We start from the raw sequence: 23,350 nt of genomic DNA, 5'->3' as shown, positions 1-23,350 counted from the left end.
GTTTACCGTTCCACTTCTTCCATGATGAAGACTTCGATGACGTCGCCTTCCTTGATATCATTGTAGTTTTCCAGCGTAACGCCGCACTCGTATCCCTGAGCCACTTCTTTGGCATCATCCTTAAACCGTTTCAGGGTATCGATATCCCCTTCATGGATGACGACACCGTCCCGGATCAACTGGGCTTTGCCATCGCGGACAATTTTACCTTCGGTCACATAGCAACCGGCGATGGTGCCGACCTTCGATACTTTAAAGGTTTGCCGCACTTCGGCCCGACCCACAATTTTCTCACGGTATTCGGGATCCAACATGCCCTTCATGGCCGATTCAATCTCTTCGATCACATTATAGATCACCCGATGCAGTCGGATGTCCACCTTTTCTTGCTCCGCAGTCGTCCGAGCATTCGGCTCGGGCCGAACGTTGAAGCCGATGATGATTGCATTGGAAGCGGAAGCCAGGGAAACGTCAGATTCGGTGATCGCTCCCGCTCCCGAATGGATAATGTTGACCCGCACACCCTGGACATCAATTTTTTCCAGAGAGCCTCGCAAAGCTTCTGCAGAACCCTGCACATCCGCCTTGATGATGAGATTGATGTCTTTTACGTCGCCTTCCTGGATTTGCTTAAACAGATCATCCAAGGTGACACGACTGGAAGCACCCATCTCGGCTTGCCGTTTTTTCTCTTCCCGTGCAGCGGCAACATCCCGCGCTTTTTTCTCATCTTCATAGGTGATAAAAGGATCTCCCGCTTCTGGAACATCGGCCAACCCCAAGATTTCAACCGGGGTGGAAGGACCCGCGGTTTTGACCCGCTGACCGCGGTCGTTGACCATGGCCCGAACTTTCCCGAAATAAGGGCCAGCAACCATGGCATCCCCCACCTTCAGGGTGCCATTCTGCACCAAGACGGTAGCGACGGCACCACGGCCTTTATCCAACTCAGCCTCGATGACCACGCCCCGGGCACGCTTGTCGGGGTTCGCTTGATATTCCTGCACTTCGGATACCAGTAGAACCATTTCGAGCAGGTCTTCAATCCCTTCACCCTGAACAGCAGAGACCGGTACAAAGATAGTATCCCCGCCCCATTCTTCGGGAAGGAGCCCGTGTTCGGAAAGCTGCTGTTTCACCCGGTCAGGATTGGCTTCCGGTTTATCCATTTTATTAACCGCCACAATGATCGGCACCTCTGCCGCCTTGGCGTGGTTGATCGCTTCCACCGTCTGGGGCATGACCCCATCATCGGCAGCTACCACCAGAATCGTGATATCTGTCACTTGTGCACCTCGGGCACGCATCGTTGTGAAAGCAGCGTGGCCCGGGGTATCCAGGAAGGTGATTTTCTTGCCGTTAGCCTCCACCTGATAAGCCCCGATGTGCTGAGTAATACCGCCGGCTTCGCCCGCAGTTACCTTGGTATGGCGGATGGTGTCCAACAGTGTCGTCTTCCCGTGGTCGACATGCCCCATGATGGTCACGACCGGCGGGCGTTCTTTCATATCCTTCGGATCGTCTTGCTCTTCGAAATCCTCAAAAGCGGATTCGTCGACCAGCTCTTTGAAGTCCACTTTGGCGCCGAATTCACCGGCAACCAGGGTGATGGTTTCCACGTCGATCTCCTGGTTGATGGTGGCCATCGTACCCAGACTAATCAGTTTCTTGATCACTTCGGATGCTTCCCGACGCAAAAGTTTCGCCAGGTCACCCACGGTCATCGGACCGCTTACAACGATTTCGGTGGGCAGCACCGGTGCCTGTTTCGGAGCTTGCGACCGACGATTTTGCGAACGTCCGCCGCGACGTCCACCGCGACCGCCACGGTTTCCGCCGCCAAAGTTTTTGCCGCCGCCTTTTCCCCGGTTATTGTTATTGCGGCCTCCGCCGCGATTGTCGGTACCCTGGGGCTTATTACCGCCCCGATTGCCCGGTCCTTGGTTCCGGGATTGTTGACTACCGCCGGTACCGGTTTGTTGTCCTCCCCGGTTCGGCTGACCACTACGGGGCTTATTCTGCCCCTGTCCTTGTTGACTCCGTTGTTTCCCCTGCTGGCCATCCCGTTTAGGAGCCTCATTTTTCGGCTTTTCCTGACGGCCATTCCCCTGCTTCTGTTTCATCGTTTTCGGTTCCGTTTTCTCCGCCCCCTGCTTTACTTCTTTAAAGAATTTCTCCACTTGATTCACCATTTCCTCATCCATCACGCTCATGTGGTTGTTGACCGACATGTTCATTCTTTTTAGGATGGTGATGACTTCTTTGCTGCTCATATTCATTTTTTTTGCGTACTCGTAGACTCGGATCTTCGACAAATCGTTCACCCCCGTCAATTACTTGAATCCGGTTCCGCATCGACTTGGAGAATCCCGGGTCGGTAACGGCTATAACCACCCGTTCCACTTTGCCGACCGCTCTCCCCAACATTTGGCGGGAACCTACAATGGACAACGGGACCTGATATGTGGAACATTTGTCCGCGATTTTCTTTTTTGCGTTGGGTGAGGCGTCCTCGGTGAGTAGAACCAAGTGGGCCTTTCCGGACCGGATGACTTTTAGAACCTGTTCCTCACCGGATACCAGCTTCCCTGCCCGAGTCGCCAATCCCAACAACTGATACAGCTTATCCATCCAGCTTACCCGTCTCGATGTAATCATACAGGCGTTGGTAGAGCTCGTCGCCCACTTTGGTCTTGAGAGCCCGATCAAGGGCCTTACGCTTTTTCGCCAGTTCCACATACTCGGACTTCGCACACAGATAGGCCCCTCGGCCCGACTTTTTCCCGGTAGGATCGATAAGGATTTCCTCTTCTGGGGTGCGGACAACCCGGATTAGCTCTTTTTTGGGGAACATCTCCTGGGATGCGACACATTTCCGCATCGGGACTTTGCGTGTTTTCAATCCGACCACCTCCTCGTGGGGATGGATTTACGTTCCGCCGGAACCGGTCTCGCCAGTGGCTTCCGTCTCATCGGCGACATCGGCTTCCTGCTCAGCGGCATCCCCCGTCACGACCTCGTGGTCCTCGATCCATTCCGATTCCGCCGTAGCTTCTTCCGACTCAGGCTCCTCTTCTGCCGTTTTAACCGCTTCCGATTCGCTCTTGATATCGATCTTCCAACCCGTCAGTTTGGCGGCAAGGCGGGCATTTTGCCCTTCTTTGCCGATAGCTAGGGAAAGTTGGTGATCCGGTACGACAACCCGAGCCACTTTCTCTTCTTCTTTGATATCGACACTGACCACCTTTGAGGGGCTGAGGGCGTTAGAGACGAATTCCACCGGTTCTTCGGACCAGCGGACGATGTCGATCTTTTCCCCCCGCAATTCGTTAACCACGGTCTGCACCCGCATCCCCCGGTGACCGACACAGGCCCCGACGGGGTCCACTTGCTCATCTCGGGTAGCGACGGCAATTTTGGAACGATGGCCTGCTTCCCTGGCGACGGAGCGGATTTCAACAATCCCCTCGTAAATCTCTGGCACCTCAAGTTCGAAAAGGCGCTTCAGCAACCCAGGATGCGTGCGTGAGACAAATACCTGCGGTCCCTTGGTGGATTTCTCCACCCGGGTAATATAGGCTTTCACCCGATCATTGTGTTTGAACCGCTCCCCCGGCATCGTCTCGGCGTGGGGGAGAAGGGCTTCCACTCGCCCCAAATCGATATAATAATTCCGGTTGTCGGAACGCTGCACGACCCCCGTGACAATATCTTCTTCCCTATCAACAAACTCTTCGTAGATGATGCTTCGTTCCGCTTCCCGGATACGTTGGGTAACAACCTGTTTCGCCGTCTGTGCAGCGATGCGACCGAAATCAGCCGGTGTCACCTCGATTTCGACGATATCGTCGAGTTCATAAGAAGGGCTGATCTCCTGAGCCGCGTCCAGGGAGATCTCCAGACGGGGATCCATCACTTCCTCCACGACGGTTTTGCGCGCAAAGACGCGAACCCGGCCAGAATCCCGGTCGATGTCCACGCGAACGTTCTGCGCCGAGTGGAAATTTCGTTTATACCCCGAAATCAAAGCGGCTTCGATCGCTTCGATCAACACCTCTTTGCTGATGCCCTTTTCCTTCTCCAACTGGCTGAGGGCTTCGATGAACTCTGCATTCATCGTCACTTCTCCTCCCTTCGATTAAAACACAAGCACCCGTCTTGCTTTCGCCACTTTGTCCGTCGGGACCACCACTCGGTTCCCCTCCACATCCAGAACGAGGCTTTCTCCGGTGTATTCGAGGAGTTCACCTTCGAACTTCTTATTCCCGTCGATCGGTTCGTATGTGGTAATGAAAATCCGGTTGCCGACGGCATTCCGGAAATGGGACTCCTTCTTAAGAGGCCGTTCCGCGCCGGGAGAAGAGACTTCAAGGAAGTAGCCGCCTGTCACAGGATCCACCCGGTCCAGTTCGGTGCTGAGCCGCTCGCTGACCCGGCTGCAATCATCGAGGTCCACTTTCCCCTCCGGTCGTTCAATATACACACGAAGGAACCAGTTCTTTCCTTCCTTTATGAATTCCGTATCGTACAATTCCAACCCTTCTTCTTCCAGGATCGGAACAGCCAATTCTTCCACAGCCTCAATCACTTTGCGACTCAATCCATGTCCCTCCTTCAACGTCGGGCTCGACTCCCAAAAATCGGATACAAAGGGAAAGAGTGGGCGACAACCCACTCTTTTCGGCCGGACATTCACCTTTCAGTATAGCCAAAAAGATTATACCACAACCAACCCTTGCCATGCAATTTCCCTCTGGGCTTTCCCCGCTCAGAAAAGGGACAGCTGATTGCTCTCGGGCAGGCCCTCCAAACACCCGAGACGACGGAGGACATCCACGACCGCACTGGAAATCCGACTCCGCTTGGAGAGGTCTTCAATGGAGAGAAATTCCCCGCCTTCCCGCGCTTCAACGATGTTGCGAGCGGCGTTGGCGCCGATGCCCGCCACGGAGGAAAAAGGTGGGATCAGGCTATCTCCATCGACGATGAAGTGCGTGGCATGAGAATGGTAGAGGTCCACTTTCCGAAACTTCAAGCCCCGTGCAAGCACTTCCCTGACAGATTCCAACACCGTCAAGAGCCCCTTCTCTTTGGGACTAGCTGTCACGCCCTTCTCCTCGACCTCCTGGATCGTCTTCTTCACCGCGTCGGCCCCTTTCAACACCACTTCTACATCAAAATCGTCGGCACGGACCGTAAAGTAAGTAGCGTAGTATTCAATGGGACGGTGCACCTTGAACCAGGCAATCCGTACGGCCATCAACACATAAGCGACAGCGTGAGCTTTGGGAAACATGTACTTAATCTTACGGCAGGAATCGATATACCATTGAGGAACGTCGTGGCTCCGCATCAATTCCGCCTCTTCGTCGGTCAAACCTTTTCCTTTTCGCACTTTTTCCATCAGTTTAAAGGCGATGGAGGGCTCCATCCCTTTATAGATGAGATAAATCATAATATCGTCCCGGGTGGAAATCACCTCAGCCAGAACGGCGGTCTTCGAGCGGACTAAATCCTGAGCATTGTTTAGCCAGACATCCGTGCCATGGGAAAGGCCAGAGATGCGTACCAACTCACCAAAGGTAGTTGGTTTCGTGTCCTCCAACATCTGGCGGACAAAACGGGTTCCAAATTCGGGGATGCCCAACGTACCAGTGACCGTGCCGATTTCATCGGGCGTGACCCCCAGGGATTCCGTTCCGGAAAACAACTTCATCACTCCGGGATCATCCACGGGAATCGTTTTGGGATCAATCCCCGTGAGATCCTGTAGCATCCGGATCACCGTCGGATCATCGTGGCCCAGAATATCCAGCTTAAGAAGCCGCCCGCTAATGGCATGATAATCGAAGTGCGTGGTGATCGTCTCTGACTTAACATCATCGGCGGGGCGCTGGATCGGCGTAAAATCGAATACGTCTTTGTTCTGAGGGATGACCATCAGACCGCCGGGGTGCTGACCGGTGGTCCGTTTCACTCCGGAGCATCCTTCCACCATGCGGTCGATTTCGGCTCCCCGCCACTGGTGTTCTTTTTCCTCTTCATATTTCTTCACGTAGCCGAAAGCGGTCTTTTGAGCAACGGTAGAAATGGTACCCGCTCGGTAAACATACTCTTTTCCGAAGAGTTCCTCCGTATATTTATGGGCACGGGGTTGGTATTCTCCGGAAAAATTGAGATCGATATCAGGCACCTTGTCCCCTTTAAATCCGAGGAAGGTCTCAAAGGGGATATCATGGCCGTCTTTTTTCATTCGGGTACCGCACTCTGGACAATCCTTATCTGGTAGGTCGAACCCGGAAGCGATAGAACCGTCGGCTATAAACTCACTGTATTGACACTCTCCGCACATGTAATGGGGCGGAAGGGGGTTCACTTCGGTGATATGACTCATCGTTGCCACAAAGGATGACCCTACGGAACCCCTGGAACCGACCAAATAACCATCCTCCAAGGATTTGGTCACCAGCTTGTGAGAAATGAGGTAGATCACAGCAAACCCGTGTTTAATGATACTCCCCAGTTCCTTCTCCAAGCGCTTTTCCACGATTTCCGGCAAAGGGTTTCCATAGAGCCCTTCCGCCGTCTCATAGCATATCCGGCGCAGCTCCTCATCAGCGCCTTCAATAATCGGGGTATGAAGATCATCGGGAAAAGGCTTCATTTCCTCGACCCTTTCAGCGATTAGGAGCGGGTTGTGGATGACCACTTCCTTGGCCTTCTCCTCCCCGAGATAGGCGAACTCCTCCAACATTTCCTCTGTGGTGCGGAAATGGGCTCTGGGAAGGGGGCCCCGGTTGCGGAATCCTCCGGTTTGGTTAAAAGCAAGAATACTGCGGTAAGTAGCATCCCACTCATCCAGGTAGTGGGCATTCCCGGTAGCCACCACCGGTTTGCCCAGCTTTTCCCCAATTTCCACGAGTAGCCGGTTGGCCTCCCTCAGGCGCTCCGGGTTCTCCACGATCTCTTTCTCCACCAGGTGCTGATTGATTTCAACCGGCTGGATTTCAAGATAATCATAGAAACCGGCGATCTCTTCCACCTGCTCCCGTGATTTCTGTAGTGCCGCCTCGTATAACTCCCCTTTCTCACAGCCTGAACCGAGGATGAGACCCTCCCGATATTTCATTAGGAGACTGCGAGGAATTCGGGGAGTTCGATGGAAATACTCCAGATGGGATTTGGACACCAGTCGATAAAGATTTTTAAGCCCCGTATAGTTCTCAACCAGGATGATCGCGTGGAAGGGGCGGAGACGGGAAAGATCCCGCTCCCCAGTAAAATCATTGAGCTGATCGAGACGAAGCATATTCCGTTCGACGCAATCAGCAATCATCTTCCACAAGAGATACCCGGTTGCTTCGGCGTCATAAATAGCTCGGTGGTGCTGGGTAAGGTCAATGTCAAATTGTTTACAGAGCGTATTGAGGCGATGGTTTTTTAGCCGGGGATACATCAGACGGCCCAGTTCCAGGGTATCGATCACCGGATTTTCCACAGGGTCTCGGTCTGTCTTTTTGCAGGCCATCTGGAGAAAGCCCATGTCGAAACGGGCGTTGTGAGCAACGAGGACGCTTCCTTCGATAAATTCGAGGTAGCGGGGAAGCACGTCTGCCAACTCCGGGGCGTCCTTGACCATATCATCCGTGATGCTGGTCAATTCGGTGATCATTGCGCTTAGTTTACGGTGGGGATTCACGAAAGATTCGAAACGGTCGATGATCTCCCCATCTTTCACCTTCACCGCTGCCAGTTCGATGATCTCGTCATGGACCGCTGACAGCCCTGTCGTTTCCACATCAAAGACGACATAGGTGTCCGTCTTCAACTCTCGGGGAGCCGCGTTCATTACGATCGGTACCCCATCATCCACTACAAAAGCTTCCACGCCAAAAATAACTTTAATGCCATGTTTTTGTCCGGCAGCGTAGGCATCGGGATATGCCTGCAACACCCCATGATCCGTAATCGCCACCGCCGGGTGGCCCCACTGGGCAGCCCGCTTCACCATATCCTCCGGCTCGTATACCCCATCCATAGCGCTCATCGCCGTGTGAAGATGGAGTTCCACCCGTTTTTCCGGGGCCGTGTCCTCCCGCCGGTAAGGCTCCACTTCCCTTAAATCATTGGCCATCAAGACCAAATCCCGGGCAAACGTGTCAAACTGAACCGATCCCCGCAGGGTGACCCACATCCCATCTTTCACTTGGGCGAGGGTGGCTGCGTCCTCCTTATCCCGGGCAAAAACTTTGACCGCGATCGAATCACTGTAATCCGTCACATTAAACGTAAGGAGGGTGCGCCCGCTCCGCAGCTCCCGGATTTCGGCCTTGAACACAGTCCCTTTGATACAAACCCGCCGCTCTTCATCGGTAATCTCCTTGATCAAAATCGGCTCATCCCGAAAATCATACCCGATGGCCAGCGGACCCGTAGGTTTCTCCTCCTCCGGTGGTGGCTCTGCTTCCTCCAGAGAATTTATTGCTTGTTCCACCAGCTGCCGTTCGGCTTCTTTCCGTTCTTCCAGAAACTTATCGCGCGCATCTTCACCCTGATCAAAGGTAAGGGCCACCTGGATCCGTGTCCCAGAGATCTCCTGAAACAGGGAGCTGACCACCTGGTCCATCTGTTTGGCCACTGCCATCTTGGCCATAACCTGATTGGGAAAAATAAGCGTCAACGACTCCCCTTCCAAACTCCAGTTCGCCCGCGCCAACCAGCCGGCGGCTGACGGGGAAACCTTCTCCGCCGTCTGTTTACGAATCCACTGCCAGTACATCTCCGCCAATTGAGCAAGATCCGCTTGCCGGTAACGGACGACAAACTGGACCTCGACCACCGGTTGGAAAGCCTCTTTTACCTTCTTCTGCACGGCAAACCATACATTCGGCGGCACCGGTTCAGCGAGTTCCAGATAAAACGTCCAACGCTTCTTTTTCCGGCTTACTTTCACTTTCTCGATATACGCACCCTGAAAGTGGCGATCCGCCACTTCAGCGGGGATCTCGGCTCGTTTCAGCACCTCGACCCAACGTTTCTGTTTTACCGCTGTCACGGCCATTCCGTTCCCCCCGTTTCTATTGATCGCTTTTTATATGTAAATACGGGTGAGATTCCCGGAAACCTTCCTCATCGAGTTTATCAGAAAGAAACAGAAAGGACTAGCGATCAAACGCTCTTCAAGTCTTGACTCCCTTCATCGGTGGCTCCTCCCTTACAGATGCTAAGGGAAGAATATATTGATGGGAATCTTACATGGAAGTAAGGACAGGTTAAGGAAAATCGATAGAAGTTTCATGGGTCGACCCGTTACAGTAGGGATAGTCTCAACAAGCAACGCAGATGGAAGGAGAACAAATCCTTGGAAATGCTCAAAGTAAAACAGCTAGGGAAAATCTACGGAGGGAAAGTAACCTATCAAGCTCTATCCGATATCCATTTAACGGTGAACAAGGGTGAATTTATCGGGATTATGGGCCCCTCTGGCAGTGGAAAGACCACCCTCCTTAACATGATCTCTACAATTGATTCGCCCACCTCCGGGGAGGTCCTCATCGACGGTAAAAACCCGTATCAATTAAATAAAAAAGAATTGGCGATTTTTCGTCGGCGCCAACTCGGATTTGTCTTTCAGGATTTTAATTTGCTCGATACCCTGACCATCGGTGAGAACATCGTCTTGCCCCTCGCTCTGGACAAAGGAAGCGTAGCGGAGATGAAGAAAAAACGGTCCGAAGTAGCGGAAAAGCTGGGAATTACTCCGATTCTGGACAAGCGAACCTATGAGATATCCGGCGGACAAAAACAACGCGCGGCAATCGCTCGGGCGATTATCCATTCTCCCTCGCTGTTATTAGCGGATGAACCGACAGGAAACCTGGATTCCAAAATATCGAAAGACGTGATGGAAACGATGGAGTCCATCAACCGCACCATCGGCACCACCAGCTTAATGGTTACCCATGATCCCCTAGCCGCCAGCTATTGCCACCGGGTGATCGTGATCAAGGACGGCCGTTTGTACAATGAAATTCACCGCGGGGATCATCGACAAGCGTTTTTCCAAGAAATTATTGATTTGTTATCACTGATAGGAGGGGATGCCCATGACCTTTCGTCAGTTCGCATTTAATAATGTGAGACGAAACTCCCGGCAATACTTCGCATTCTTTTTCAGCAGCATCTTTTCCATTATGATTTTTTTCATCTATGCTGCATTCATCTTTCATCCCGATATCAGCAAAGACCCTACCCTCGGGAAAATGATGGGCGAAGCAATGACTGCTGCAGAGGGAATTATTTACGGATTTTCTTTTCTGTTTGTTCTCTATTCCGTCGGCCACTTTTTAAAGGTGCGCAAGAGGGAATTCGGGGTGCTCACGATCTTGGGCATATCCGACCGTCAGATCAATCGCCTGTTGTTTTTGGAAAATATCATCATCGGCGTGGTGTCGATTGTCATCGGCATTTTGATCGGGATGCTGTTAACCAAAGCGTTTTTCTTGGCCGCGTCGGCTGTTTTTGATTTAAAGGAATTGCCGTTTTATGTTCCGTTTAAAGCGATGGGGTTAACTACCGCTGCCTTTTTGGTTCTCTTTTTGCTCATTCCTTTCTTTAGCCGTTCGATGATACAGAGCAGTCATGTCATCAGCCTTTTGAAAGGAAGCGTAAAACCCAAAGCGGAACCCAAGACGTCCCCTCTTTTGGTTTTGTTATCTCTAGGTACCCTTTCCACCGCCTACTTCCTGTCCTCCCAAGGAATCGGTAACGCTCCTTTGCTCTGGATTATGGTTTTTACACTTGTGGGAACTTATTTCTTCTTTTCTCAACTGAGCGTATACCTCGTGCGCTGGTTGAAGAGTAAAGAGTCTTTTTTCTGGAAAGGCAACCGGATCCTATGGCTCTCCGATCTTGCCTACCGAATCAAGGACAACACACGGCTGTTTTTTATCGTAACCATGGTTTTTACCGTAGCCTTTACCGCTATTGGAAATTTTCTGGTCTTAGAAAAGTCGATCATGCGCACGATGGAAAACGAACCCTTTGCTTTTTATTACTTGTCCAAAGAAAAACCACCCCATAAAGACGTAACCCGGACACTCGATGAAAAACTAACCAAAGCCGGGGTTTCATTTGAAAAAATGAAAACCATCCTTACTTTTCATCGCGTGAAAGAGTCCCCTTATCCAGATCCAGAAGGGTTTATGAAATGGTCGGATTATCGTCGAATGACTCAAGCACTGGGATGGAAGACGAAGAACCTTCAAAACGGGGAAGCGTTGGCCTTAAAATCGGCAGAAGCTCAACCCAAGTATATTCTTAAACACCTGACTGTCCCAAAAACCAAGCAGTCCTTCCGACTTTCTGCCAAACCCCAAGTCAACTTTCTACCGCATAGCTTTCTTGTCTACGTCGTCCCTGACTCGGCTTACCAACAGTTATCGAAAGATCCCGCCTCGACCGATACGTATATCGCTTATCACGTTCCCGAATGGCTGGGTCACTTCCCTAAATCACACTCTCTTGAAACGAAATTGGGGAAACAATGGATGGAGTCTCCCGCTCTGAACAAGGAAAATGAACAGCCCTTCGCTCGTGGTTTCACCCTGAACAGCACAAAACAAGGAATGAACGCGCTGCTATTCGTGGGATTGTTTGTCGCGATCATCTTTTTCTTGGCGGCTGCCAGCTTCCTCTATTTCCGCCTGTATGCGGATTTAGAGAACGATCAGCATCATTACCGTGCTGCCTCCAAAATCGGCATGACGGAATGGGAAATGAAACAATCCGTTATCGTACAGATCGCGATTCTATTTTTCCTTCCCTTGATCGTTGCCGTTCTCCATACGTTCTTCTCCTTACAGCTGAGTCAATCCGCTTTTGGTGTGTCCATTACAAAACCGGCAGCAGTCGGGATCGGCTTCTTCTTCCTGCTGCAGCTTCTGTACTTCGGGGTGGTATGTCATCGATATCTGGCCCAACTCAAACGAATATTGGTGTGATGAAGTCAAGCGAGATTAAAAATCACAAGGAGGAGTTACCATGAAAAAACTGATGATCGCATTGATGAGCCTTGCCGTCTTGTCCGTCGGCGTTCTCTACTTCGCAGGCGATCAAGTAATCCCTGCCATTAAAAAATGGGGTACAGAAACCTATTATGTACAGATTCAAGGGGAAGGGAAAATGGATGGGAAGGATCGGGCCTACCACTTAAAAGGGTATAACAAAGAAGGGAAAGAAAAAGATCTCTCCTTCTATTCTTTCGGAGGTCGCCAACTTCAGGAAGGGGCCTATCTCCGCCTTTATGTAAAAGGAGAAAATGATGTAAAGAGCTATGAAGAAGTGAAGAAAAAAGATATTCCAAAGGCCGTGCAAAAAAAGCTTCAATCAAACGAGTAAAACGTCTCGAACAACGAGTATAAACTCCAATCGATTTGTACCTTTGTCCATCTTAGGATGGACTTTTTTTATTGCCTACCCCGAGAGGCTAAAGCCATTCTCCTGCCCGGTGCATAGACCTCTCATCCACAGATTCCCCCGCAGAAAAAAACCGGCCTCCGTAGGCCGGTCAGCTTCCTTTACAACGGTAGAATATAATGCGATATCATCACAAAATGGAGTGCCGATCCGGCCATCACAAACAAGTGGAAGATTTCATGAAAGCCGAATCGGCCCGGAACGAAGTCAAAGCATTTGGTCGCATAAATGAGGGCTCCCACCGTATAAACCAAGCCGCCGCCGATCATTAGGATCATCGCTCCAGTCGGTAAACTGCTTACCAATTGGAAGAATGGGATAACTGCAATCCACCCCAAGGTGACGTAGAAGACCGTGGAAATCGACCGGGGAGCATGGACGAACCAAATCTTCAAAAAAGCCCCGATCCCAGCCAACAACCAGACGGAAACCAACATGCTCCATTTCCAAACCCCGCTCAGGCCATAATAGAAAACGGGGGTGTAAGAACCTGCAATCAAGAGGTAAATCGCTATATGATCCAGTTTCTTTAGAATCAGCTCTTTGCCGGGTGTCACCCGCACCCAATGATAAAGAGAACTAGCCCCGTACAGAAGGATCAAGCTGCTCCCGTAAACCGTCATCGTCACTAGCTTGGACAGGTTCTCCTGGGACAGCAGAATCAAGTAGACCAAGCCCGCGATTGCGGTCAGAAAAGTGATGAAATGGGTCCAGGTATTGACGGGTTCCTTCATCCGGAAAAATCGGTTCATCGGCAGTTCTCCTTTTGTTCTGTCTCCCTTGATGATATCAGACACGCTCCCTTTGGGATACCCTTCGTCAGGCCATCAACCCTTTTTTCCTCGCTGGCTACGGCTTTCTAATGCCTTTTGGGCTTCCCGTAGGGCGAAAAACTGCGGCCAACTGCGGAAAGGAATGGCACGATCCTGGTCCTCCCCCCGATACCGGAGTTCCAAGGATCCTTCGGGATGCTTTTCTTCCCACCGGAGGGTCACTTTTTCTAATCGACGGAAATCAATCTCTTCCTCGGTATCATACAACCAGAAATTACGCCAGTGGGTGCTATGCTTTCGCCATACATCCGACTGCTGTCCCTGTGCTCGAGGACGGATGACGAAGCCTTCCTTTCGAACGGCCAGCTCCATTCCCTCCCCTTTAAAAACAGTGCTGTCGGGGTAACGTTCAATCAGTTCCTCAGCTTCCCTCTTCCATTGCTCGATTTTCTCAGGAGCGGCTTCCGGCTCTTCCCGATAGCTGGAAGAATGCCTCTCTTCATTTCCCCACCATTTTTTTAGATGACCGACCCATTTTCTTATCAACACGTTCATTCTCCCTCTTCAAACCGAAATTGGGGACAGCGACTTCCCGGTCACTAGCCATTTGCCACGTTCGAAGGGAAAGGACCCAATGGATGATTTCGAGTTCCATCATACTCCACCCGGTTCCTCGACTCAAGACCTAGTGAAGCTTTCCACGGACAAGGACACCTACCTTTCCTACTGGATAACACAAAAAAGGGCTGCAACCCTCCGGATTGCGGCCCTTTTTTCTTATTTACTCTCATCTACCCGTTTCAGAAGCTCTGAGAGTTTCCCTAGCAGCTCCTCCGCTGCCAGTTCCCCGCTCTCGCCGGATCGACGGAATTTGTATTCAACGATTCCATCAGCCGCCCGTTTACCAACAGTGATCCGCAGAGGAATCCCGATGAGATCAGCGTCTTTGAACTTAACACCGGCCCGTTCCTGCCGATCGTCAAAAAGGACCTCGACTCCTCCTTGCCGGAGTTGCTCGTAAAGATCTTCCGCCAGTTTCTTCTGAGCTTCATCCTTCACGTTGACGGCGATCAAATGAATTGGATAAGGGGCAGCACCTGAAGGCCAAGTAATCCCGTTTTCATCATGATGCTGTTCGACGATGGCTGCCAATATTCGGGAGATCCCGATCCCGTAGCAACCCATGATGAAGGGTTGTTCTTTCCCGGTTGCATTGAGGAAGTTGGCTTTCATATCCTCACTGTAACGGGTACCCAGTTTAAAGACGTGGCCAACCTCGATCCCTCTTGCAAACCGGATCATGCCCCCGCACTGGGGACAAGTGTCCCCTTCTTCCACCGTACGTACGTCGGTCCAGACGTCAACACCAAAATCACGGCCAGGAGCGGCGTGGATAAAGTGAGCATCCGTCTCGTTAGCCCCGATTACAGCATCAGCCAACCCCTTGACCGCAAGATCGGCCACCACCTTGACGTCCTCCTTCAGAGCGACCGGGCCTGCAAAGCCAGTCGAGGCGCCAGTTACCCGACGAACAGTCTCATCGTCGGCCAATTCGCAAGTCCGTGCGTCGAGAGCCTGTTTCACTTTGACCTCATTGGCCTCATGGTCTCCCCGTACCAGGACCAGGACCGGTTTATCGTCGGCGATGAACAGAAGGCTCTTGATCAACTCGGCCGGTTGCCGGTCGAGAAGGCGGGCCACATCTCGGATGGTTGATGCTTTAGGAGTGGGAATTTTTTTCAACTCCGGTACCCGAGAAATGTCTGCTGCCGCCCAGCCCCCTTCCGGCTCCCCGACCTGAGCCGTCTCAATGTTGGCCGCGTAATCGCAGGATCCACAAAGGGCGAGGGTGTCTTCTCCTGAATCGGAGAGAACCATGAACTCGTGGTTCTCTTTGCCACCGATAGCTCCGGAATCCGCTTCTACCGCGCGAAAGTCAAGTCCGAGGCGTGTAAAAATCCGCTTGTAAGCTTCAATCATCGCCCGGTAGGTCTCATCCAGTGTTTCCGCGTCGGCATGAAAGGAATAAGCATCTTTCATGAGGAATTCCCGGCCCCGGAGAAGACCGGAACGAGGGCGCCGCTCATCCCGGAATTTGGTTTGGATTTGGTAGAGAGCCATTGGCAGTTTTTTATACGAGTTGACCTCATTCCGCATGAGATCGGTAATGACTTCCTCATGGGTGGGCCCTAGAAGGAAGTCCCGTTCATGCCGATCACCAAGGGTAACCAACTCGGGCCCATAGGTGTCCCAACGCCCGGTTTCCCGCCACAACTCAGCCGGATTCATTGCGGGCATCAACAACTCCTGTGCCCCAATCCGGTCCATCTCTTCCCGCACAACCTGTTCCACTTTACGCAAACTGCGGTAAGCCAAGGGCAAGTAGGTGTACACGCCGGCGGCCAGCTGCCGGATCAGTCCCGCCCGCAACATCAGCCGGTGGCTGGCCATCGCCGCTTCCTCCCCCACGCTCCGCAGCGTCGGGATCAACATCGTCTGTTGCTTCATAGCTCCGTTCCTCCTCTTCCCCCACAGTCAACTCTTGAAGAAAACCCTCAGGATATCATTATAGGTAACCATCAACGCCAGCATCATGAGAAGAGCGAAACCGACGAAGTGAACCATACTTTCCTTATTGGGATCGATCGGTCTCCCTCGAAGCCCCTCCAGCAGGACAAACACGAGTCGGCTCCCATCAAGGGCCGGAAAAGGCAAGATGTTAAAGATACCCAAATTCAAGCTCAAGAGGGCCGTCCAATTCAACAATTGCAACCAGCCTTGCTCCGCGACTTTCCCTGTGAAATCAGCGATTCCCACCGGGCCCGCGAGGTTTTCGAACCCAACCTGGCCGGTAATCAACTGTCCGACACCCGTCACGATAATGACCGCCAAATCCCAGGTCTTCTTCACACCCTCAACAGCCGCTTCAGAAAGGGTGGCATCCCGTTTCTCCTGCCTCATCTCAATGCCGATCATGTACTGCTCGCCTTTTTTCTCGGGCTTGAGGGAGGTTTCATATCGTTGATTAGCTCTCTCCAGGACCATAGTGACGGTGTTTCCTTTGGCCTTTTGAAGAGGAAGTCGGATATCACCCGTGCTGGTGATTTTCTTTCCTTCCACTTCCCGGATGATATCACCCGACTTGATCCCGGCTTTTTCCGCTGGAGAATGGGGAACCGTGTCCTTGATAGATACTCGCGTATCCAACCCTGTTCCATAGACCATCCCCGCCAATATCACAATCGTCAGGAGGAAATTGAACACCGGACCGGCCACAATAAATAAAAAACGATCCAGGATGCTTTTGGATCCATATTGCCTATCTAATGGAGCAATCTGCACGATGTTTTTCTCATCGTACTGGATTACTGCCCGAGGGTGGACGGGATAGTGCACTTCCCTTCCCTCTTCGTCCTCCATAAGAATGGAAAGATCTCTCTCTAAGTCCACGGCTAACATTTTACCACCAATGGAGTCTTTAGCCGGTGGCAAGTGCTTCGGCAGATCGGCCCCCGCCAGCTCATCGACCTCGTGGTACTCGCGGGCTGCCTCATCCATATAACCGGCGTTTCCCGCCGACGGTTTGGACACCCGAATACGCAGAACGCGCCCTTGCGCATCCCTGTCGAGGATCAGGGGGGAGCCTGTTTTCAAATCAACAATCTCCGGATCTTCCCCGGCCACCCGTACGTATCCTCCCATAGGAAGAATACGGATGGAATAGAGGGTCTCCCCGTGGAACCACGAAATCAGTTTCGGTCCGAAACCGATGGCGAATTCACGCACCAACATACCGGCCCGCTTTGCGAACAGGAAGTGGCCCAATTCGTGGATAAATACCAAAACACTTAAAACAAGGATAAAGGAGAAAATGGTCTGCACAATCCATCACCGCCTTGATTGATCGCGGAGGGCTCAGCCCACCCGCACGCCACAATGTTGAGCCGTCTCCCGGGCCCAACGGTCCGCTTCGAATAAATCCTCGAGCCTCGGATTCGTCCTGGGAGTATGACGGGACAACACTTCCTCGATGATTTCCTCGATGGCTGGGAAAGAAAGCCCCCCCGCCAGGAAACGTTCTACTGCCACTTCATTGGCGGCGTTCATCACCGTCGGCATCGTCCCCCCTGCACGACCGCATGTGTAAGCGATCTTAAGGCACGGGAATCGTTCATAGTCAGGCTCTCGGAAATGCAGTTTCCCAATCGCCGCCAAGTCCAACGGTTCTGTCGCCAGAGGCAGCCGATCCGGATACGTGAGGGCGTACTGGATCGGCACCTTCATATCAGGGGTCCCCAACTCCGCCATCACCGCTCCGTCCTCATACTCAACCAGAGAATGGACAATGCTTTCAGGATGGATGAGTACGTCGATTCGATCATAAGGGAGATCGAACAGCCAACGGGCTTCAATCACCTCCAACCCTTTATTCATCATGGTCGCCGAATCGATGGTCACTTTCGCCCCCATCGACCAGTTGGGATGATTGAGTGCCTCTTCCCGCGTCGCTGTAGCGAGTCGGTCTCTGGGCCAGTCACGGAAGGCACCGCCGGAGGCGGTCAGGATGATACGGCGCACCCGATCGGCTCGCTCCCCATTCATGGCCTGGAAAATGGCGGAGTGCTCACTATCCACAGGCAATACCGACACTCCCGCCTTTTTTGCCTCTTCCATAACCAAGGAACCGCCCATGACCAGCGTCTCCTTGTTGGCAAGGCCAATTGTCTTCCCTGCTCGGATCGCCGTCAGCGTCGGGGGTAAACCCCGACTTCCCACAATAGCTGAGACCACAAAATCGGCTTCATCCAAGGAGGCAAGAGTTAGTAAACCCTCTTCCCCCCAGACCGCTTCTACCGGATAAGAAACAGCTCCCTTCACCTTCTCCACTGCCTCTTCATCGGCCATGGAAATCATGCGGGGTCGGAATTCCTCCACTTGGCGGATCATCTCCTCGGCGTTTCCGCCAGCAGCCAGGCCCACTACCTCGAACTGATCCGCGTGTTGTCGGATCACTTCTAGTGTATTTTGGCCGATAGAACCCGTGGAACCCCATATCACTATCCGTTTCATCTAAGTTTCCCCCCTATAACAACTGGAACAAATGCAGAACGGGAAAAACTAGCAACAGGCTGTCAAACCTGTCCAACACTCCCCCATGTCCGGGTAAAAGCGTCCCCGAATCTTTGGTACCGGTGGAGCGCTTCATCGCGGATTCCACCAGGTCTCCCACCTGTCCCACCACGCTTACCAGGAGCCCGATGGCTAGGGTCCTCAGCACTTCTCCGAGTTCTGGATGAAGCCAGGCAACTAGGATGCTGGCCAATACCGAAAGGAAAACCCCGCCTAGGGACCCTTCCACGGTCTTATTAGGGCTGATGGAGGGCCATAACTTCCGCCGCCCCCACTTCCTGCCTGTAAAGTAGGCACCGCTGTCGCTGGCGAAGGTGACAACTACGATCAGGAGCGACCAGGCAAACCCATCCATGATCAGCCTAGCCTGGATCATGTAAGAAAACCCATACCCTATGTATAAAGATCCCAGGAATAGATAAGTGATATCATCCAATGGAATCCGATTGCGGCTGATCACCGTCAGCAGCAAAAACAAGACCAGTCCGGCCAGAATATTTTCCGGCTCCCCCAGAAAGGTTCCTTTTCCCGTCAGGCCCTGGTCAGCCAAACCGGACCATAGCAGGAGCCAAATCAAAGCAAGGCCCGCCAACCCCTGGAGACTGAATGTCCGGATCCTCTTCATCCGGCAAAATTCGTGATAACTGATGGTGGCGAGAGCGGCGATTAAACCTGTATACCACCAGCCTCCCGCCCACAGTAAAGCCAAAAAACCGGCTCCCCCCAACACCCCCGTCACGACTCGCTGTTTCATCCGTCACTCACCCGTTTTCTCGTCACACCGCCCCATAACGGCGGGAACGGCGTTGAAAATCTTCAATGGCCTGATAAAACGTCTCCCGGGAAAAGTCGGGCCATTGGACATCGGTAAACCAAAACTCACTGTATGCGATTTGCCACAGCATAAAATTGCTGATCCTCACTTCTCCACTGGTGCGGATCATCAAATCGGGATCAGGCAAATTCGCCGTATACAGATATTGGCCAAAAACAGATTCATCGATCTCATCCTTATCCATCTTGCCCGATTTAACATCATCTATAATCTGATGAATCCCATGAATGATTTCAGTACGGGCCCCATAATTCAAGGCGAAGGAAAGGATCATCCCGGTATTTCCCGCCGTCCCTTCTTTGAATCCCTGGATCGCTCTCAGGGTATGAGGAGGAAGCCCTTCTTCACAGCCAACCATACCGACCCGGATATTCCTTCTCACCAACTCATCCAGATCAGTGCGAAGAAACTCTTCCGGCAAACCCATCAGATAGTTCACTTCGTCCTGAGGGCGCTTCCAGTTCTCTGTAGAAAAGGAATAGAGAGTAAGGGCTTCGATGCCTAAGTCATCCGCAGCCCGGGTGATATCACGGACGGTTTTCATTCCAGCCCGATGACCGGCGATCCGGGGCATTCCCCGCTTTTTCGCCCACCGTCCGTTTCCGTCCATAATAATAGCGATGTGTCTGGGGAGCGGCCCCTCTTTCAGGGCGGCAAGACGCTCTTGGTCCCCATGGTCTTCGTCTGCTTGGTAACCGACCAACCATTTTTTCAATCGTTGAATCATTGTCATTCATTCCTCCGGTGTCCAGTCCCAATGCAACCATCAGATTGGGTACGCTCATTCGTCATTTCGTGTCGCATGCGGGATCGGTCCGCCGATCTCAAACTCTCGCATTCTTACCCTTTTCGGTTCGATGCCGGGGTCAAGCCCCGGCACATCTCTAGTATGCAATATTTTGGGCTTATTTTCTACCGAAAATGGAGGGCTGCCCTTTTCGTCCCCTTCCGATAAATAAAGGAAAACCCCCTCATTGTTGAAGGGGGGTACCCTATTTTGTCAGACTTCCATGATCTCTTTCTCTTTCGATTCCACCAATTGATCGGCTTCTTTGATAAAACGGTCGGTCAATTTCTGGATTTCTTCCTGCCCCCGACGGGCGTCATCCTCAGAAATTTCCCCGCCCTTTTCCAGCTTCTTCACATCATCATTGGCATCACGCCGGATGTTTCGAACAGCTACTTTGGTCTCTTCTCCGGTTTTTTTCACTACTTTAACCAGTTCGGCCCGCCGCTGTTCCGTCAGAGCCGGGATGGCAATCCGGATAAGGTTGCCATCGTTATTAGGGGTCAGCCCCAGTCCGGATTTCAAAATGGCTCGCTCGATATCGGAAAGGGCGGACTTGTCCCAGGGTTGGATGATCAACAGACGGGGCTCCGGAGCGGAAATGTTGGCCATCTGGTTAAGCGGCATCTCACTCCCATAGTATTCCACTGTCACTTTATCCAGCAGATTGGGTGTCGCCCGACCCGCCCGCAGACTGGCTAGATCTCGCTTCAACGCCTGGATCGTCTTTTCCATCCGTTCCGTTGTCTCTTGTTTTACAGTGTTGAGCATCATGCATTCCCCCTAACCACGGTTCCGATTTGTTCACCCAGGATTACACGCCGGATATTTCCGTCGTCTTCGATACTGAATACGATCAGCGGAATGTCATTGTCCATACAGAGGGTGGAAGCGGTAGAGTCCATCACACCCAGCCCTTGGTTGAGAACATCCAGGTAGGTGAGAGATTCATATTTGACCGCGTCAGGATCCCGGCTGGGATCAGCGGAGTAGACCCCGTCCACTTTGTTCTTGGCCATGAGAATAACCTCCGCCTCGATTTCCGCGGCACGCAAGGCGGCTGTTGTGTCCGTTGAGAAATAAGGGTTGCCGGTCCCGGAGGCAAAGATGACAACGCGCCCCTTCTCCAGGTGACGGATGGCTCGCCGTCGGATATAAGGTTCAGCCACCTGCCGCATTTCGATGGAAGTCTGGACACGGGTCGGTACCCCGGCAGTTTCCAAGGCATCCTGCAATGCCAAGGAATTCATCACCGTTGCCAGCATCCCCATATAATCTGCCGTCGCCCGGTCCATGCCTTTGGCACTGCCGGCCATTCCCCGCCAGATATTACCCCCACCGACTACGATCGCCACCTCAACATTCAGCTCGATAACCTCTTTCAGCTGCTTGGCGATCGAGGTAATCACGTTGGGATCAATCCCATAGCCCTGCTCCCCAGCGAGGGCCTCACCGCTTAATTTCAGCACAACTCGTTTGAACCTCGGCCGTTCCATCTCGTTCCCTCCGTTTCCAGCCCTTAAGTGAATTCGACAAGGTGTTAGGATTTCCTTTTCGGGCTGTGTGCAAAAAAAGGGAACACGCCGTGTTCCCAATCATTGTGCTGCCCGTTACTTCTTGACTTGGGACATGACTTCAGAGACAAAGTCGTCTTCCCGTTTTTCCAGGCCTTCACCCAGTTCGAAACGGGCAAAGCGACGGATGGAGATATTTTCCCCGATTTTCGCGATATTTTCCTTCACCATCTCGTCAATCTTTTTGTCTCCGTCCTTAATGAAAGGTTGTTCCAACAAGCAGATCCGCTCATAAAACTTGCCGAGGCGCCCTTCCACCATTTTGTCGACGATATGTTCCGGCTTTCCTTCTTGGAGGGCCTGGGACTTAAGGATTTCTCGCTCTTTGTTGACTTCTTCTTCCGGCACTTCTTCGCGGCGAACGTACCGAGGGCCCATCGCGGCGATCTGCATCGCTACATCCTTCACGAAAGACTGGAAGTCATCAGTTTTGGCGACAAAGTCCGTCTCGCAGTTGACCTCGACCAGCACCCCGATGCGACCGCCAGCGTGTATGTAGGATTCAACGACCCCTTCAGCGGCGATGCGATCCGCTTTTTTCTCAGCCTTGGAGAGCCCCTTTTCACGGAGCAACTCAATCGCCTTCTCCATATCACCGTTGGCTTCTGTCAGCACTTTTTTACAATCCATCATGCCTGCACCTGTCTTTTCGCGCAGTTCTTTCACCTGAGCGGCAGTAATCGCCATCGTAGATTTCCTCCTTTTGATCCCGTTGGGGTTGGATGGTTCTCTCTCAAACCGCGCTTAGGGCCTCTGGAAGGGTCCCGTTGTCGACGGTCCGGTTTTAATTCGTAAAAAAAGGGTGGTCACGCAACCGTGGCCACCCCCTCTTGCGCATCGATCAGGACGCGGTCTGTTCTCCCTGCTTCCCTTCCAGGACAGCGTCGGCCATCTTCGAAGTGAAGAGTCGCACCGCACGGATGGCATCATCATTGCCGGGGATGATGTGATCGATCTCATCGGGATCACAGTTCGTATCGACGATGGCGATGATCGGGATCCCCAGCTTGCGGGCTTCCGCCACGGCAATCCGTTCTTTGCGCGGGTCGATGATGAAGACGGCATCCGGAAGTTGTTTCATATGCTTGATCCCGCCGAGGAATTTCTCGAGACGGGCCTGTTCCTTCTTCAACATCACAACTTCTTTCTTCGGCAACACATCAAAGGTGCCGTCCTCTTCCATCGCTTCTAATTTATGCAGACGGTTAATCCGTTTGCGGATGGTCTGGAAGTTGGTCAAAGTACCGCCGAGCCAGCGGTGGTTGACGAAGAACATGTCGGAACGCTCTGCTTCTTCTCGAACAGCATCCTGAGCCTGTTTCTTGGTCCCTACGAACAGCAGGTTGCCACCGCGAGCTGCCAGCTCACGTACATAGTTATAAGTGTCCTCCATCATCTTGACCGTTTTTTGTAGGTCGATGATGTAAATTCCGTTCCGTTCAGTGAAGATGTACTTCTCCATTTTGGGGTTCCAACGACGGGTCTGGTGACCGAAGTGGACGCCTGCCTCCAGGAGTTGTTTCATGGAAACGACTGCCATGGTGTAAATTCCTCCTTTGGTTTTTCCTCCGCCAGCTTCCACTGTGCCGGAAGCCGCTCAGGTATTTTCCCTGAGCAGCACCCTCCGGCCACATCCACCGACGTGTGTGTTCACACCGTTGTTTAATATACCACAAGGATGAAGCCCCCGCAAGCTTCCATTTCACGGAACAGTCAGTTTCTCTCCCCGGTGTGGATCATGAGTTTGTCAGGCCACCTACAGGGTGCAAGCGGG

At 52.4% G+C, this 23,350-nt stretch carries 20 protein-coding genes; 3 read left to right on the top strand and 17 right to left on the bottom strand.

Annotated elements, in window-relative coordinates:
* Positions 1–2: 2 nt before the first annotated feature.
* From infB to ACFOUO_RS13680, 6 genes are all read right to left on the bottom strand, one after another.
* Positions 3–2,279 (bottom strand): translation initiation factor IF-2, encoded by a 2,277-nt coding sequence (gene infB / locus ACFOUO_RS13705; RefSeq protein ID WP_380706255.1) that lies wholly within the window; start codon positions 2,277–2,279, stop codon positions 3–5.
* A complete protein-coding gene (locus tag ACFOUO_RS13700) occupies positions 2,197–2,631 on the bottom strand; it encodes a YlxQ family RNA-binding protein (protein ID WP_380705709.1) in 435 nt (144 codons plus the stop codon). The genes infB and ACFOUO_RS13700 overlap by 83 nt, the downstream gene beginning before the upstream one ends.
* Positions 2,624–2,902, bottom strand: a complete 279-nt coding sequence (gene rnpM / locus ACFOUO_RS13695; protein ID WP_380705708.1) for an RNase P modulator RnpM — start codon at positions 2,900–2,902, stop codon at positions 2,624–2,626. The genes ACFOUO_RS13700 and rnpM overlap by 8 nt, the downstream gene beginning before the upstream one ends.
* Positions 2,903–2,929: 27 nt before the next feature.
* Positions 2,930–4,117, bottom strand: coding sequence for a transcription termination factor NusA (gene nusA / locus ACFOUO_RS13690; protein WP_380705707.1), 1,188 nt, complete (start codon positions 4,115–4,117; stop codon positions 2,930–2,932).
* Between the two features lie 21 nt (positions 4,118–4,138).
* Positions 4,139–4,600, bottom strand: coding sequence for a ribosome maturation factor RimP (rimP, locus tag ACFOUO_RS13685; protein WP_380705706.1), 462 nt, complete (start codon positions 4,598–4,600; stop codon positions 4,139–4,141).
* 168 nt (positions 4,601–4,768) lie between these two features.
* Positions 4,769–9,061, bottom strand: coding sequence for a PolC-type DNA polymerase III (locus tag ACFOUO_RS13680; protein ID WP_380705705.1), 4,293 nt, complete (start codon positions 9,059–9,061; stop codon positions 4,769–4,771).
* Positions 9,062–9,367: 306 nt separating this feature from the next.
* On the opposite strand from ACFOUO_RS13680, the gene ACFOUO_RS13675 reads away from it, so the two are divergent.
* From ACFOUO_RS13675 to ACFOUO_RS13665, 3 genes are read left to right on the top strand one after another with little or no spacing between them, the layout of a single operon-like run.
* Complete coding sequence (locus ACFOUO_RS13675) at positions 9,368–10,132, top strand: ABC transporter ATP-binding protein (protein ID WP_380706254.1); 765 nt, start codon at positions 9,368–9,370, stop codon at positions 10,130–10,132.
* A complete protein-coding gene (locus ACFOUO_RS13670) occupies positions 10,107–12,002 on the top strand; it encodes an ABC transporter permease (RefSeq protein WP_380705704.1) in 1,896 nt (631 codons plus the stop codon). Before ACFOUO_RS13675 ends, ACFOUO_RS13670 begins: the two co-directional genes overlap by 26 nt.
* 40 nt (positions 12,003–12,042) lie before the next feature.
* Complete coding sequence (locus ACFOUO_RS13665) at positions 12,043–12,399, top strand: YxeA family protein (protein WP_380705703.1); 357 nt, start codon at positions 12,043–12,045, stop codon at positions 12,397–12,399.
* A gap of 179 nt (positions 12,400–12,578) precedes the next feature.
* Here ACFOUO_RS13665 and trhA read toward each other — a convergent pair whose 3' ends face one another.
* From trhA to rpsB, 11 genes are all read right to left on the bottom strand, one after another.
* Positions 12,579–13,229, bottom strand: coding sequence for a PAQR family membrane homeostasis protein TrhA (trhA, locus tag ACFOUO_RS13660; protein ID WP_380705702.1), 651 nt, complete (start codon positions 13,227–13,229; stop codon positions 12,579–12,581).
* 75 nt (positions 13,230–13,304) lie between these two features.
* A complete protein-coding gene (locus tag ACFOUO_RS13655) occupies positions 13,305–13,796 on the bottom strand; it encodes a hypothetical protein (RefSeq protein ID WP_380705701.1) in 492 nt (163 codons plus the stop codon).
* A gap of 231 nt (positions 13,797–14,027) precedes the next feature.
* On the bottom strand, positions 14,028–15,758 hold the full coding sequence (locus ACFOUO_RS13650) for a proline--tRNA ligase (protein ID WP_380705700.1): 1,731 nt from the start codon (positions 15,756–15,758) through the stop codon (positions 14,028–14,030).
* 27 nt (positions 15,759–15,785) lie between these two features.
* Positions 15,786–17,132: an RIP metalloprotease RseP gene (gene rseP, locus ACFOUO_RS13645; protein ID WP_380705699.1), complete on the bottom strand. Its 1,347-nt coding sequence runs from the start codon at positions 17,130–17,132 to the stop codon at positions 15,786–15,788.
* Between the two features lie 33 nt (positions 17,133–17,165).
* Positions 17,166–18,320 carry a 1-deoxy-D-xylulose-5-phosphate reductoisomerase gene (locus tag ACFOUO_RS13640; protein WP_380705698.1) on the bottom strand — a complete coding sequence of 385 codons (1,155 nt, stop codon included), beginning with the start codon at positions 18,318–18,320 and terminating at the stop codon, positions 17,166–17,168.
* A gap of 13 nt (positions 18,321–18,333) precedes the next feature.
* Entirely contained in the window at positions 18,334–19,134 is an 801-nt protein-coding gene (locus tag ACFOUO_RS13635; RefSeq protein WP_380705697.1) for a phosphatidate cytidylyltransferase, read from the bottom strand.
* A gap of 22 nt (positions 19,135–19,156) precedes the next feature.
* A complete protein-coding gene (locus tag ACFOUO_RS13630) occupies positions 19,157–19,942 on the bottom strand; it encodes an isoprenyl transferase (protein WP_380706253.1) in 786 nt (261 codons plus the stop codon).
* Between the two features lie 273 nt (positions 19,943–20,215).
* Positions 20,216–20,773, bottom strand: a complete 558-nt coding sequence (gene frr, locus ACFOUO_RS13625; RefSeq protein WP_380705696.1) for a ribosome recycling factor — start codon at positions 20,771–20,773, stop codon at positions 20,216–20,218.
* On the bottom strand, positions 20,773–21,498 hold the full coding sequence (gene pyrH / locus ACFOUO_RS13620; protein ID WP_380705695.1) for a UMP kinase: 726 nt from the start codon (positions 21,496–21,498) through the stop codon (positions 20,773–20,775). Before pyrH ends, frr begins: the two co-directional genes overlap by 1 nt.
* Before the next feature lie 114 nt (positions 21,499–21,612).
* Entirely contained in the window at positions 21,613–22,263 is a 651-nt protein-coding gene (gene tsf, locus ACFOUO_RS13615) for a translation elongation factor Ts (protein WP_380705694.1), read from the bottom strand.
* Positions 22,264–22,417: 154 nt separating this feature from the next.
* Positions 22,418–23,116: a 30S ribosomal protein S2 gene (rpsB, locus tag ACFOUO_RS13610; RefSeq protein WP_380705693.1), complete on the bottom strand. Its 699-nt coding sequence runs from the start codon at positions 23,114–23,116 to the stop codon at positions 22,418–22,420.
* Positions 23,117–23,350: the final 234 nt, after the last annotated feature.

The organism is Salinithrix halophila, assembly GCF_042650125.1.
GTDB classification, from domain to species: domain Bacteria; phylum Bacillota; class Bacilli; order Thermoactinomycetales; family DSM-45169; genus Salinithrix; species Salinithrix halophila.
This window is presented reverse-complemented; position numbering and strand designations above follow the sequence as displayed.